The organism is Burkholderia sp. THE68 (assembly GCF_009938265.1).
Taxonomy (GTDB): Bacteria; Pseudomonadota; Gammaproteobacteria; order Burkholderiales; family Burkholderiaceae; genus Caballeronia.
The window spans coordinates 1,666,252-1,679,273 of the sequence record NZ_AP022315.1; the positions used below are offsets into that span (position 1 = coordinate 1,666,252).

The window sequence follows — 13,022 nt, forward strand, 5'->3', positions numbered from 1 at the left end:
CATTGAAGACTTGGTGGAGGATGACGGGATCGAACCGACGACCCCCTGCTTGCAAAGCAGGTGCTCTCCCAGCTGAGCTAATCCCCCTTCCGTGGCCTGACTAGGAACGGTTGCTCCGTCAGCACGCCTCTCTCGGGTGGTGGGTCTGGTTGGATTCGAACCAACGACCCCCGCCTTATCAAGACGGTGCTCTAACCGACTGAGCTACAGACCCTTAGCCTGTCTTTCTTACAGCCGATAAGCGTGAGCGCTTAATGTTGAAGTGCGAAGCTCGAGAAAGGAGGTGATCCAGCCGCACCTTCCGATACGGCTACCTTGTTACGACTTCACCCCAGTCATGAATCCCACCGTGGTAAGCGCCCTCCTTGCGGTTAGGCTACCTACTTCTGGTGAAACCCACTCCCATGGTGTGACGGGCGGTGTGTACAAGACCCGGGAACGTATTCACCGCGGCATGCTGATCCGCGATTACTAGCGATTCCAGCTTCACGCAGTCGAGTTGCAGACTGCGATCCGGACTACGATCGGTTTTCTGGGATTGGCTCCACCTCGCGGCTTGGCAACCCTCTGTTCCGACCATTGTATGACGTGTGAAGCCCTACCCATAAGGGCCATGAGGACTTGACGTCATCCCCACCTTCCTCCGGTTTGTCACCGGCAGTCTCCTTAGAGTGCTCTTGCGTAGCAACTAAGGACAAGGGTTGCGCTCGTTGCGGGACTTAACCCAACATCTCACGACACGAGCTGACGACAGCCATGCAGCACCTGTGCGCCGGTTCTCTTTCGAGCACTCCCACCTCTCAGCGGGATTCCGACCATGTCAAGGGTAGGTAAGGTTTTTCGCGTTGCATCGAATTAATCCACATCATCCACCGCTTGTGCGGGTCCCCGTCAATTCCTTTGAGTTTTAATCTTGCGACCGTACTCCCCAGGCGGTCAACTTCACGCGTTAGCTACGTTACTAAGGAAATGAATCCCCAACAACTAGTTGACATCGTTTAGGGCGTGGACTACCAGGGTATCTAATCCTGTTTGCTCCCCACGCTTTCGTGCATGAGCGTCAGTGTTGGCCCAGGGGGCTGCCTTCGCCATCGGTATTCCTCCACATCTCTACGCATTTCACTGCTACACGTGGAATTCTACCCCCCTCTGCCACACTCAAAGCCTGCCAGTCACCAATGCAGTTCCCAGGTTAAGCCCGGGGATTTCACATCGGTCTTAACAGACCGCCTGCGCACGCTTTACGCCCAGTAATTCCGATTAACGCTCGCACCCTACGTATTACCGCGGCTGCTGGCACGTAGTTAGCCGGTGCTTATTCTTCCGGTACCGTCATCCCACCACCATATTAGGGCGATGGTTTTCTTTCCGGACAAAAGTGCTTTACAACCCGAAGGCCTTCTTCACACACGCGGCATTGCTGGATCAGGGTTGCCCCCATTGTCCAAAATTCCCCACTGCTGCCTCCCGTAGGAGTCTGGGCCGTGTCTCAGTCCCAGTGTGGCTGGTCGTCCTCTCAGACCAGCTACAGATCGTCGCCTTGGTAGGCCTTTACCCCACCAACTAGCTAATCTGCCATCGGCCGCCCCTATAGCGCGAGGTCCCGAAGGATCCCCCGCTTTCTTCCGTAGATCGTATGCGGTATTAATCCGGCTTTCGCCGGGCTATCCCCCACTACAGGACACGTTCCGATGTATTACTCACCCGTTCGCCACTCGCCACCAGGGTTGCCCCCGTGCTGCCGTTCGACTTGCATGTGTAAGGCATGCCGCCAGCGTTCAATCTGAGCCAGGATCAAACTCTTCAGTTCAAACCTGTTACTGTTTTTCGGTTCCGTTAAGAACCGGTCGCTCACTCAACGTACTGACGATGATTAATCCATCTCTCGACAGATAAACCTTCCTCTGATACTTCGCGTGAGACTCTTGATACTTTTGCTATCGCTTCAGCCCCGAAAGACTGAAACCGCACTCGCTATCAAGCGCCCACACTTATCGGCTGTTAGTTTTTAAAGAGCACATCGCAAGAATCACATCAACTTCCGTCTTGCGTCGCTGCATCAGCAGCAGAGAAACGAGATTATGAACAACGTTTCGGCTTCTGTCAACAAGAACTTCGAACTTCTTTTCTCGCCGACCGCACCGGGAACCGCCTCATCCCGCCTCCTTCGCGTTCATCGAATCGCGAAGGAACGGAATTCTAGTCAGTGAATCCCGGCTCCGCAAGGGGTGTATGAAAAACTATTCGATCCTCCCTAAGCGCCTATCCCGTCCGACAGACCCACGTGCTGCATCGCCACACGATAAAACCATCCGCCGAGCGACTACAATCAAAGGTTCACCGCACCAATTCACTCTTGTATCGATATGCGCTCGCGACTTGCAAAACGTATTCCCCCGGACGCCGACAAGCTCGTCAGCCTCTCTCTCGCGCTCTTCGCGTCCGGCAGCCGTGTCGAGGATCGCTTCTGGGAAGATCGCCTCGACACGCTCATCGCCAAACTCGTGCGCAACGGCAATCAGACGACGCTCGACGCCGCGCTCGACCATCTGCAGCAGAATCATCCGGACGCGTATGGCGCCCTCGCCGACATGGCCGAGACCCACAGCGAGTCGTTCAACATCGATATCGACGGCACGCCCCACGAAGCATTGCTCATCGCCGCCCCGGTGCTCGCGTGGACGCGCTACGCGATCCCGTCCGGCGCGCTCAAGGGCGACGCCATCGATGCGTTGCGCACGCAGATGCAGGCGCATGTCCTCGCGGCGGGCGCGCGCGTGGCGGTCGCGCCGTACCTCTATAGCATCGACCAGCTGCCGCGGCATCACGTCGATACAGCGCGCCTCGCGCAACAGCTGCTGCAAACGGTCTTGAGCGGCAACGTCGCACGCTTGAACCTCGCCGATCTTCCGGAAACCTCGCCGATTCTCGCCGACCCGCGATTCCTGCTGGCACTGGTCGTCGTACCGGCCGGCGGGGCGTTGTTCCGCTGGCAGGAAGACGAGAACGGCGGGCGCGTCGAGCGTGGTCAATGCCTGGAGCAATGGGCCGCGCAAGGCGGGCCGAGTTTCGCGGCCATTCTGCCCGGCTGCGAGTTCGAGTGTCTCCTGCCCGACGCCTACTACTCCGCCTGCCGCGACGCCGATGAACAGGTTCGCCCGCACACGGTACGAACCGCCGTGCGCTATCTGTTCGACACGCTCGGCGCCGCGCCCCAGGACTTGCGCGCCGTCATCGCAGGTTTCGGCGAGCGTCGTATAGACGAATACCGCATCGGCTTCACACGACGCGGCAGCAACGACGTGATCTACGGCGTCGTGTGGCCGCTCTATGGACGCGAGAACGGCGAACTGGGCATGGATGAGGATGCCGCCGATCTCGAAGGCGCCAACGGCGCGGTCGAGGAGATCGTCGAATTGCTGAAGAAGGCGGGCGTGTCGGACGTGCGTCGCCATGCCGGACGCTTCGAACCAGAGTTCTGCGATGACTGCGGCGTGCCGCTCTATGCGGATCCGCTCGGCGAGATCGTCCACGCCGAAATGCCTGAGGACGCTGAACCGGCGCAGCCTCATTTCCACTGAAAACCGGCGAATAGCCGTTTTCGACCTCAACCGAACCCCGCCCTCGTGCGGGGTTTTGTGTATTTATGCCTATGCCGTTTGGATAGGGGGCCAAATCACCTCAAATTTGTCAACATAGCGCTGACGCCGACCCGTTCTCTGGCGTCAAGTCCCGAAGCCGAGGGCGACGGGTGTTTTGACGAGAGGTAAAGCATGAAAATTAATATCATTGGTTCCGACGCCGAGCGCCGGGCGGGCCTTAAAACATTGCTGCGCCGTATTGCGCGCCAAGCGCAATTCACCGAGGCGAAGGACTGGAGACAAGCCCGTTCCGCCTTGAAACGCTCCAAACCCGACATGATCGTAATCGACTGGGCGCCCGACCTGCGCACCGGCGACCTGCAGATCCTGCTCGACACCGCGCCCCGCGTGCCCGCGGCCATCATGGTCGACCGCTGTGGCGCCGCGCTGGTCTATGCGCTGATCAGCGCGGGCGCCATGGGCGTGATCCCCCGCACGCTCGAACCGATCGTGATCCTTCGCGCGCTGGAGATGGTGCTCGTCGGCGGCCACTATATTCCGCCAGACGTCGTCGATCCGGCACTGACGCTCGAACTCGCCGCCCGCCGCGCGCAGGCCGGCAGCCAGCTTCCACCCAGGCTTCGCCTGCATCCGACGCTCTCGCCCCGTCAGCAGCAGATCATGCGCTGCGTCCACATGGGCAGCACGAACAAGATGATCGCGAAGACGCTCGGCATCAGCGAAGGCACGGTCAAAATTCACCTTGCGAGTATCTTCCAGCAACTGGGCGCGGCGAATCGCGCCGCGGCGGTCGCCATCTACAACGGCGTGCAAAACTCGCATCTCGAGATTCTGCGCAACGCCAGCGAGAACGCGGCGCGAGTCGTTTCTGGCCAGCCAGGCGTAATTCCGCTGCGCAGGACCAGGACGCGTTATCCGTCGCTCCTGGACAACGATGCAGCCACGCTCCCGATGGCCGCCGAGCCGGAATCGCCGTTCTAGCAACAAACGATGCAAACGGGCTCGTCCTTCGCGCACACGTTTTACGCGCAGCGAGTAATATGCAAGGCATGGGGTTCTTCTACACACCGCTACCGCTTTGGCTGACCGTCGGCGGCTGGATCGCCGCCGCGGGACTGCTCACGCTCGCGCTACTGCAGCGACCGTTCGCTCGCCTGCAGGACGCCACGCTGCAGAACGTGTGGCTCGGCATTATCGTCGCGGTTTCAGTGCTGTGGGCGTGCAACGCATGGTTCGACGACGGACCCGTCATTCATCTGTTGGGCGCGACGCTGATGGTCACGCTGTTCGACTGGCGGCTCGCGCTCATCGGCACGGCTGCCACCACGGGCCTCGCCGCCGTCGTGCTCGATGCTTCCTGGCTCGCGGTGGCGACCACCTATCTCCTTTTCGGCGCGCTGCCTGTCGCCGTCTCGACCCTGCTGCAACGCCTGAGCAACGCCTGGTTGCCGCGCAATCTTTTCACCTTCATCGCGGGACATGGCTTCATCACGTCGGCCATCGCGGTGGCGGCGGCATGCGGTGCGACCGTGCTGCTCGAAATGGCCCTCGCAGGCGGCCCGATCGTCATCCCCGCGGCGTTCACGAGAAGCTCGATCCTTCTCGGCGCGGGTGAAGCGCTCTTCACCGGTCTGCTCACCATCCTGATCACGGTGTACAAGCCCGCGTGGATCACCACGTATGATGTGCGCCGCTATCGCCTCGATCGCGGTCCGCGCGTCTAGGTTTCGCGAAGCGCACCGACCCGTCGCCATGGGGATTGCCCGATATCGGATTTCGCGCAGTTGGAACGCGCGCAAAGTACGATAAGATTGAACTCCTTCCCCACACGGCGCATCTTACTTGCCCGTGTCTTCTTAGCGCCAGACTTGATGGAAAGTAACTACGCACCGCGCCGGCTCCTGCGGCTCGTCGGCCGGTTAGCGGTATGTGCATCGTTGGCATGCGCGGTGTCCGCTTTTGCCGATTCGCTCGACGAGCGCAATGAACTGATTCACCACTTCGTGACCGAATTCAACGCCAATCCGCTCGTGGCGGATTGCGCCGCGCATGGCAACTTCATCGCCAGCACCTCCGCGGCATTCGATCACGTCGACTTCCCGCCCGCCTCGTTCGATGCCTCGCACTCCACGATCGAACCGTGGAACGATTCGTTCGACGAGAAGAAGCAGCGAATCAAAGTGGACAACGTCGTGACCGTCGAAGGTCAGGGCATGCCGAAAAACGGCGAGCGCGATCCCACGCCGCTCAAGTTCCGCTGCGGCTATGTCGGCAGTCAGATGCTCGCATTCGGATGGAACGATCCCGTGCCGCCGCTGCGCGCACGCGCCGAGCCGTCCACGCGCAGTACGAAGGGCAAGCACAGCGCGAAAGGCAAGACGAAAGGCACTGCAAAGTCGTCGTCGACAAAGAAGACGACCAAGAAGCACTAGTCACTCTGCCACGCAGCGAAGACACGAAAAAAAGAGCCTGGCCACGCGAAGTGGCCAGGCTCTTTCTACATCCACAGGCACTTCACGCGTCGAGCGATTTGAGATGCCACAGAATGGCCTGAAGCATCGATGCGCCGAGCGCCGCACTACGCGCGCCGTTCCAGCCGACGCTCTCATCCGGCAGATTCGCGTTGTCCTTGAATGGCATTTCCAGGGTGAGCGAAAGACACTTGTACTCGTTGCCGATGTACTTCGACGCCAGCTTCAGCGCATCCGTCTGATACTTGCTCGACTCGTAGCCGTACACGTCCTGAAAATCCGGACTCGCCTGCTTGAAGAATTCGACGAATGCCTTCTGCTCCTTCGCCTGCTGCGCGGTGAAGCCCGGCAGCATCTCCGAGCCGGCGACGAACACGTACGGAATTGCTTCGTCGCCGTGGATATCGAAGAACAGGTCGCAGCCGGTCTCCTCGATGGCCTCGCGCACCACGAACACTTCAGGGCTGCGCTCGACGCTCGGCTCCATCCACTCGCGATTCAGGTTCGCGCCCGCCGCGTTGGTGCGCAGGTTGCCGAGCACGCTGCCGTCCGGATTCATGTTCGGCACGATATGAAAGATGGCCCGCTCGAAGAGCGAGCGCGCAACCGGATCGCCCGCCCAGTCGCCGAAGCCCGCGAGACGCTTCACGAGCCCTTCGACGAACCATTCCGCCATCGTCTCGCCCGGATGCTGGCGCGCGATGATCCAGATTTTCTTCTTCGGCTCAGCCTCGCCGAAATCCGGAATGCCGAGCGACAGCACCGACATCGGGCGGCCCTGCACGGTGCTGCCGAGTTCGGTCAGCGTCGCGAGCGGCATCTGCTGGACCGCGCCGAGAAACTCCGAGTGCCGCTCCTCGCTGTACGGCTCGAAGTACGCGTAATAGATGCGGTCGAAGTCCGGCGTGTGATCGATCTTCATCACCTTGCCGTCGTACTCCGTCGACACGCGGAACCAGTTCACGCGGTCGTAGCTCGCGACCGCTTCATAGTCGCGCCAGCCTTCCGGGAACGCGCACTGCGCCGCGTTCTCGAAGGTCATCACGAGACGCTCGCCGCGCGCGCCGGATACGCGGAAGTAAAACCATTGTGCGAAATCGGCATGCGAGTCCGGGCGAACGCGCAGCCGGATGTCGGCGGGATCGTCGGCGTTGATGACTTCGATCGCGCCTGCGTCGAAGTTGCTTGAAATGGAGAGAGTCATCTGCGTTTCCTTTGCTTGGCCGCCCGCGCCTCATTCCGAGACGCGGCGACGAAATACATATGTCGTATCGTTCGACGCTTTCGCATCGAACGCGTAGCCTTCCTTGTCGAAGCCCTTGAGCGCTTCCGGCTCGTCGATGCGGTTTTCGACCGCATAGCGCGCCATCAGGCCGCGCGCGCGCTTCGCGTGAAAGCTGATGATCTTGTAGCGCCCGCCCTTCCACTCCTCGAACACGGGCGAGACGACAGGAGCTGCAAGCAGCTTCGGCTTGACCGACTTGAAATATTCCTCTGACGCGCAATTCACCAGCACACGCGCGCCGCGCTGCTTCTTCAACTGCTCGTTGAGCGCGGACGTGATGCGCTCGCCCCAGAACGCGTACAGATCCTTGCCGCGCGCGTTCGGGAATTTCGTGCCCATTTCGAGCCGATACGGCTGCAACAGGTCGAGCGGCCGCAGCAAACCGTACAGCCCCGACAGCACGCGCACATGGTTCTGCGCGAAATCGAGGTCGCCCGCCGACAGCGTCTTCGCGGCGAAACCTTCGTAGACGTCGCCGTTGAACGCGAGCACCGCCTGTTTGGAATTGCGCGCGTCGAAGGTCTTCGACCAATCCGCGTAACGCTGGAAATTCAGCGCCGCGAGCGGGTCCGAAATGCTCATCATGCCGCCGATCTGCTGCGGCGAGAGTGCGCGCAGCCCGTCGATCAATTCGGCGGCGTCATCGACGAATTGCGGCAGCGTGTGTTTCTTGATATGTGCAGGCGTCTCGTAGTCGAGCGATTTGGCAGGCGAGAGAACGATTATCATGGAGGCTCGCCGGCACGCCGCCGGCGATCATTGGCATAAACCCCTGATTGTATCGAATGGAAAATTCCGCCGCGCTGCCGCCGTCACCGATGCGCGTGGTGCTCGATTCGAATGTCTGGATCGACATCCTCGTATTCGACGACCCCGCCACGCGCCCGATTCGCGCGGCCCTCGAAGCCCGCGCGCTCGAAGCGCTGATCGACGAGCGCTGCCTCAGGGAACTCACGCGCGTGCTCGACTATCCGCAGTTCGTACGCATGGCAGTCGACAAGCCAGCCGCGCTCGGGACCGTCGCGCGTCTTTCCACGCTCGTCACGGCGACGCTCGACGAAAACGAACGCCCGTTGCCCAAATGCCGCGACCGCGACGATCAGAAGTTTCTCGAACTCGCGCACGCATCGGGCGCCGGCTGGCTCGTGTCGAAGGACCGCGCGGTGCTGAAACTCGCGCGCCGCGTCGCGCGCGACTTCGCGTTTCGCATCGCCGAGCCGAAACCCTTCGTCATCGAACTGGAAGCGCACATCGCGCCGCTCGCGGTCATCGGCTGACGCTGTCTTAAAATAGCGTCCGCACTGTACCGATCGCTTCGTCCACGCCCACATGATCATGAACGCCACCCACGAATTGCCGCCGACACCGCCCGAGCTTTCCTTCCCGTCGCGCTTGCCCAACGTGGGCACGACCATCTTCACCGTGATGAGCGCGCTCGCCGCGCAAAAAGGCGCGGTCAATCTCGGGCAGGGTTTCCCCGATTTCGATTGCGATGCGCGCATCGTCGATGCCGTCGCCACCGCGATGCGCGACGGCCACAACCAGTATCCGCCGATGGCGGGCGCCGCGCCCCTGCGCCAGGCGATCGCGCGCAAGATCGACGCGCTCTACGGCCGCGCCTACGACGCCGACACGGAAATCACCGTGACCGCCGGCGCGACGCAAGCCTTGCTCACAGCCGTGCTGTGCTGCGTGCAACCCGGCGACGAAGTGATCGTCATCGAGCCGATGTACGACAGCTACGGGCCGTCGATCGAACTCGCGGGCGGCAAGCCGGTGTTCGTGTCGCTCGAAGCGCCCGATTACGCCCTGCCTTTCGACAAGATCGCCGCCGCGATCACGCCGAAGACGCGCCTCCTGATGATCAACACGCCGCACAACCCGACCGGCCGCGTGTGGCGCGCGGACGACATGAAGAAGCTGGAGGAGATCGTGCGCGGCACCAACGTGCTGATCCTCTCCGATGAAGTCTACGAGCACATGGTCTACGACGGCGCGCCGCACGAAAGCGTCTCGCGCTATCCGGAGCTGGCGAAGCGCAGCTTCGTCGTGTCGAGCTTCGGCAAGACGTTTCATGTGACGGGCTGGAAGGTCGGCTATGTCGCCGCGCCGGCCGCGCTTTCCGCCGAGTTCCGCAAGGTGCATCAGTTCAACGTGTTCACGGTGAACACGCCGATGCAGATCGGCCTCGCGCATTATCTCGACGACCCGAAGCCGTATCTCGAGCTGCCCGCCTTCTATCAGAAGAAGCGCGACTTCTTCCGCGCGGGACTCGCGAACACGCGCTTCTCGCTCTTGCCCTGCGACGGCACGTATTTCCAGTGCGTCGACTATTCGAAGATCAGCGACATGCCCGAAGCCGACTTCGCGCAATGGCTCACGAGCGAAATCGGTGTGGCTGCGATTCCGGTGTCGGCGTTCTATCACGAGAGCCATGAATCCGGCGTCGTGCGCTTTTGCTTCGCGAAAAGAGAAGAGACGCTCGCGCTCGCGCTCGAACGCCTCGCCAGACTCTGAGCGAGGCGCGCCCGCCGAGCCGCATCGAACCCGACGCCACGCGCGTTCCCATCCTCGAGGAGCAGAACCGCATCATGACTCAGCACGAATACAGGATCGAAACGCTCGGTATCGTCGGCAGCGGCGCGATGGGACGCGGCATTGCGCAGATCGCCGCGCTCGGCGGACTGAACGTGCGTCTCTACGACACCAACCCGCAAGCGCTCGCCGCCGCGCGCGAGTATTTGTCGGACACCTTCGCGAAACTCACCGCGAAGGGCAAGCTCAAGGAAGCCGATGCACATGCGGCGCTCGCGCGCATCCGCGATGCGGGCGACACGAGCGAACTGTCCGATTGCGACGCCATCGTCGAAGCGATCGTCGAGAATCTCGACGTCAAGCGCGAGTTGTTCCGCGAACTCGAAGCGGTCGTCGGCGAGCATTGCATTCTGGCGTCGAATACATCCTCGCTGTCGATCACCGCGATCGCCGCCGGATGCGCGCATCCCGCGCGCGTCGCGGGCTTTCACTTCTTCAATCCGGTGCCGTTGATGCGCGTCGTCGAAGTGATCGACGGCCTGCGCGGCGACCCGCGCGCCGGCGACGCGTTGACGGATCTCGCGCGCCGCATGGGTCACACGCCGGTGCGCGCGAAGGACATGCCGGGCTTCATCGTCAATCATGCCGGGCGCGGCATGAACACCGAGGGCTTGCGCGTGGCGAGCGAAGGCGTCGCGAGCTTCGCGGACATCGACCGCATCATGCGCGAGCAGGCGGGCTTTCGACTCGGTCCGTTCGAGCTGCTCGATCTCACCGCGCTCGACGTCTCGCATCCGGTGATGGAATCGATCTATCACCAGTTCTATGAAGAGCCGCGCTTCAGGCCGTCGCCGATCACGGGCACGCGGCTCGCGGGCGGGCTCATCGGGCGCAAGGCGGGCGCCGGGTTTTATCGTTATGCCGATGGCAAGCAGGACGTGCCGCCCGAACCCGCAGCGCCGACGAAACTCCCGACGCGCGTGTGGATCAGCCGCGCATGGCACGCGGGACGCGAGGAAGTATTGAAGCTGATCGCCAAATGCGATTGCTCGGTGCATATCGACGCGGGCCACACGCCCGAGCCGGATTCCCTGATCATCGTGACGCCGCTCGGCTTCGATGCGACGACCGCGGCCGTCAACGAACATCTCGATGCGAAGCGCGTGGTCGCGGTCGATACGCTTTTTCCGCTCGATACCGTCGCGCGCCGCACGATCATGACGACGCCCGCGACCGCGCCCGCGATGCGCGACGCCGCGCACGCCCTCTTCGCCTTCGACGGCGTGCCCGTCAGCGTGATCCGCGATTCGACCGGCTTCGTCGCGCAGCGCGTCGTCGCGACGATCGTGAATATCGCCTGCGATATCGCGCAGCAAGGCATTGCGACGCCCGAGGACATCGACCTCGCCGTGATGCTCGGCCTCGGCTATCCACGCGGCCCGCTCGCGCTCGGCGACGCGCTCGGAGCCGCGACCATCCTCACGATTCTGCGCAACATCTACGCCGTGCTCGGCGACCCGCGCTACCGGCCCGCGCCGTGGCTGACGCGGCGCGCGCAGCTCGGACTTTCGCTTACCCATATCGAGGAGCTCAGATGAGCGCCGAACTACTGACAGAACGTCCCGCGGGCAGCGACACCACGCTCGTGCTCAAGTTGTCCAATCCCGGCGCGCGCAACGCGCTGCATCCGGACATGTACGCCGCCGGCATCGAAGCGCTGAGCACGGCGGAGCGCGACAACAGCGTGCGCGTGATCGTGCTGACCGGCGCCGACAACTTTTTCTGCGCGGGCGGCAATCTGAACCGCCTGCTGGAGAACCGCGCGAAAGATCCGTCGGTGCAGGGCGAAAGCATCGACATGCTGGCCGAATGGATCACCGCGCTGCGCGAATCGACCAAACCGGTGATCGCGGCGGTCGAAGGCGCGGCCGCCGGCGCGGGCTTTTCGCTCGCGCTCGCCTGCGATCTGATCGTCGCCGCCGATGACGCCCGCTTCGTCATGTCGTACGCCCGCGTCGGCCTCACGCCCGACGGCGGCGCATCGTGGTTCCTGTCGCGCGCCTTGCCGCGCACGCTCGCGAGCGAAGTGCTGCTCGAAGCAAAGCCGATCGGCGCGGCGCGCCTGCATGAAGTGGGCGTGGTGAACCGGCTGACGAAGAAAGGCATCGCGCTGGATGCGGCCATCGCGTGGGCCGACGATCTCGGCAGCGTGTCGCCGAAAGCGCTGGCGCGCATCAAGTCGCTGATCAACGCCGCCGATGTGCAACCGCTCGCCGCGCATCTCGACATGGAACGCGACAGCTTCGTCGACGCGCTCCATCACGGCGATGCGCTCGAAGGCATCACCGCGTTCCTCGACAAGCGCCAGCCGAACTATCGCTAAGCTCATGGCTCACTACGAATTGCCGAAGCGCCGCCGCATCTTTCTGATGCGTCACGGCGACGTCACGTATTTCGACGACAGCGGCCGCGCGATCGATCCGGAAAGCGTGCCGCTCAACGAACGCGGGCGCGAGGAAGCGAGCGCTGCGGGCCGCGAATTCGCCGCGCGCAACATCCGTTTCGATCGCGTGATCGCGAGTGGATTGCCGCGCACGATCGAGACCGCGCAGCGCGTGCTGGACGCGACAGGACAGCGCATCGGCGTCGAAACGTGGTCCGAGTGGCAGGAAATTCGCGGCGGCAAACTCAAGGACCTCACGACCGCCGATATCGAGCGCGCGTTTCTGTCGGTGTTCGATGGCGTCGTGCCGGAAGAAACGCAATTCCTCGGCGGCGAGACGATCGGCCAGTTGCTCGACCGCGCGTTGCCTGCGCTCGCGCGTTTGCGTGAGGATCGCGCGTGGGACACGGTGCTGCTTGTGCTGCACGGCGGCATCAATCGCGCGCTGCTCTCGCACGCGATTACCGCGGGCGGACGCGCGTTCTTCGGGCATCTGGCGCAGGCGACGGGCTGCATCAACGCGCTCGACGTCGGCGAAAAAGCGGGCGACTGGATCGTGCACGCGATCAACCATTCGCCGCCCTCGCCGCTGCACGCCGACGTGCGCAACACGACGATGGAACTGCTCTACGCGCAATTCGTACGCTACAAGGCCGGCGACATGGACTGACGTCGCCGTGCAAACC

The 13,022-nt window shown here is 62.6% G+C and carries 11 protein-coding genes, 2 tRNA genes and 1 rRNA gene; 9 read left to right on the forward strand and 5 right to left on the reverse strand.

The features are described 5' to 3' along the window. Positions 1-11 precede the first annotated feature (11 nt). The 3 genes from BTHE68_RS07875 to BTHE68_RS07885 form a co-directional block, all read right to left on the reverse strand. Positions 12-87 (reverse strand) — tRNA-Ala (locus tag BTHE68_RS07875). Positions 88-137: 50 nt separating this feature from the next. Next, positions 138-214 (reverse strand) — tRNA-Ile (locus BTHE68_RS07880). Positions 215-276: 62 nt separating this feature from the next. After that, a 16S ribosomal RNA gene (locus tag BTHE68_RS07885) occupies positions 277-1,810 on the reverse strand. Positions 1,811-2,366: 556 nt separating this feature from the next. Here BTHE68_RS07885 and BTHE68_RS07890 point away from each other — a divergent pair. From BTHE68_RS07890 to BTHE68_RS07905, 4 genes are all read left to right on the forward strand, one after another. Next, positions 2,367-3,581 (forward strand): DUF2863 family protein, encoded by a 1,215-nt coding sequence (locus BTHE68_RS07890; protein WP_162065846.1) that lies wholly within the window; start codon positions 2,367-2,369, stop codon positions 3,579-3,581. Positions 3,582-3,773: 192 nt separating this feature from the next. Next, the gene (locus BTHE68_RS07895; RefSeq protein WP_162065847.1) at positions 3,774-4,583 is read left to right on the forward strand and encodes a LuxR C-terminal-related transcriptional regulator; all 810 of its coding nucleotides are present in this window, start codon (positions 3,774-3,776) and stop codon (positions 4,581-4,583) included. A 68-nt stretch (positions 4,584-4,651) separates the two neighbouring features. Next, on the forward strand, positions 4,652-5,326 hold the full coding sequence (locus tag BTHE68_RS07900; RefSeq protein ID WP_162066830.1) for an energy-coupling factor ABC transporter permease: 675 nt from the start codon (positions 4,652-4,654) through the stop codon (positions 5,324-5,326). A gap of 147 nt (positions 5,327-5,473) precedes the next feature. Next, a complete protein-coding gene (locus BTHE68_RS07905; protein ID WP_162066831.1) occupies positions 5,474-6,034 on the forward strand; it encodes a BspC domain-containing protein in 561 nt (186 codons plus the stop codon). Between the two features lie 82 nt (positions 6,035-6,116). Here BTHE68_RS07905 and BTHE68_RS07910 read toward each other — a convergent pair whose 3' ends face one another. Next, positions 6,117-7,277 carry a M14 family metallopeptidase gene (locus BTHE68_RS07910; RefSeq protein ID WP_162065848.1) on the reverse strand — a complete coding sequence of 387 codons (1,161 nt, stop codon included), beginning with the start codon at positions 7,275-7,277 and terminating at the stop codon, positions 6,117-6,119. Between the two features lie 30 nt (positions 7,278-7,307). Then, positions 7,308-8,087, reverse strand: coding sequence for a peroxide stress protein YaaA (gene yaaA / locus BTHE68_RS07915; protein ID WP_162065849.1), 780 nt, complete (start codon positions 8,085-8,087; stop codon positions 7,308-7,310). A 56-nt stretch (positions 8,088-8,143) separates the two neighbouring features. On the opposite strand from yaaA, the gene BTHE68_RS07920 reads away from it, so the two are divergent. The 5 genes from BTHE68_RS07920 to BTHE68_RS07940 all read left to right on the forward strand — a co-directional run bounded on the left by BTHE68_RS07920 (position 8,144) and on the right by BTHE68_RS07940 (position 13,006). Beyond that, on the forward strand, positions 8,144-8,635 hold the full coding sequence (locus BTHE68_RS07920; protein ID WP_162065850.1) for a putative toxin-antitoxin system toxin component, PIN family: 492 nt from the start codon (positions 8,144-8,146) through the stop codon (positions 8,633-8,635). A 58-nt stretch (positions 8,636-8,693) separates the two neighbouring features. Then, positions 8,694-9,875, forward strand: a complete 1,182-nt coding sequence (locus tag BTHE68_RS07925; protein ID WP_162065851.1) for a pyridoxal phosphate-dependent aminotransferase — start codon at positions 8,694-8,696, stop codon at positions 9,873-9,875. Positions 9,876-9,949: 74 nt separating this feature from the next. Next, positions 9,950-11,491, forward strand: a complete 1,542-nt coding sequence (locus tag BTHE68_RS07930; RefSeq protein WP_162065852.1) for a 3-hydroxyacyl-CoA dehydrogenase — start codon at positions 9,950-9,952, stop codon at positions 11,489-11,491. Next, on the forward strand, positions 11,488-12,276 hold the full coding sequence (locus tag BTHE68_RS07935; protein WP_162065853.1) for an oxepin-CoA hydrolase, alternative type: 789 nt from the start codon (positions 11,488-11,490) through the stop codon (positions 12,274-12,276). Before BTHE68_RS07930 ends, BTHE68_RS07935 begins: the two co-directional genes overlap by 4 nt. Before the next feature lie 4 nt (positions 12,277-12,280). Further along, positions 12,281-13,006: a histidine phosphatase family protein gene (locus BTHE68_RS07940; RefSeq protein ID WP_162065854.1), complete on the forward strand. Its 726-nt coding sequence runs from the start codon at positions 12,281-12,283 to the stop codon at positions 13,004-13,006. The last annotated feature ends 16 nt before the right edge of the window (positions 13,007-13,022 follow it).

Bases quoted from the DNA above. Each gene is read 5' to 3' on its own strand.
- BTHE68_RS07890 (WP_162065846.1), top strand. From the start codon at position 2,367: ATGCGCTCGCGACTTGCAAAACGTATTCCCCCGGACGCCGACAAGCTC.
- BTHE68_RS07895 (WP_162065847.1), top strand. From the start codon at position 3,774: ATGAAAATTAATATCATTGGTTCCGACGCCGAGCGCCGGGCGGGCCTT.
- BTHE68_RS07900 (WP_162066830.1), top strand. From the start codon at position 4,652: ATGGGGTTCTTCTACACACCGCTACCGCTTTGGCTGACCGTCGGCGGC.
- BTHE68_RS07905 (WP_162066831.1), top strand. From the start codon at position 5,474: ATGGAAAGTAACTACGCACCGCGCCGGCTCCTGCGGCTCGTCGGCCGG.
- BTHE68_RS07910 (WP_162065848.1), bottom strand. From the start codon at position 7,277: ATGACTCTCTCCATTTCAAGCAACTTCGACGCAGGCGCGATCGAAGTC.
- yaaA (WP_162065849.1), bottom strand. From the start codon at position 8,087: ATGATAATCGTTCTCTCGCCTGCCAAATCGCTCGACTACGAGACGCCT.
- BTHE68_RS07920 (WP_162065850.1), top strand. From the start codon at position 8,144: ATGGAAAATTCCGCCGCGCTGCCGCCGTCACCGATGCGCGTGGTGCTC.
- BTHE68_RS07925 (WP_162065851.1), top strand. From the start codon at position 8,694: ATGAACGCCACCCACGAATTGCCGCCGACACCGCCCGAGCTTTCCTTC.
- BTHE68_RS07930 (WP_162065852.1), top strand. From the start codon at position 9,950: ATGACTCAGCACGAATACAGGATCGAAACGCTCGGTATCGTCGGCAGC.
- BTHE68_RS07935 (WP_162065853.1), top strand. From the start codon at position 11,488: ATGAGCGCCGAACTACTGACAGAACGTCCCGCGGGCAGCGACACCACG.
- BTHE68_RS07940 (WP_162065854.1), top strand. From the start codon at position 12,281: ATGGCTCACTACGAATTGCCGAAGCGCCGCCGCATCTTTCTGATGCGT.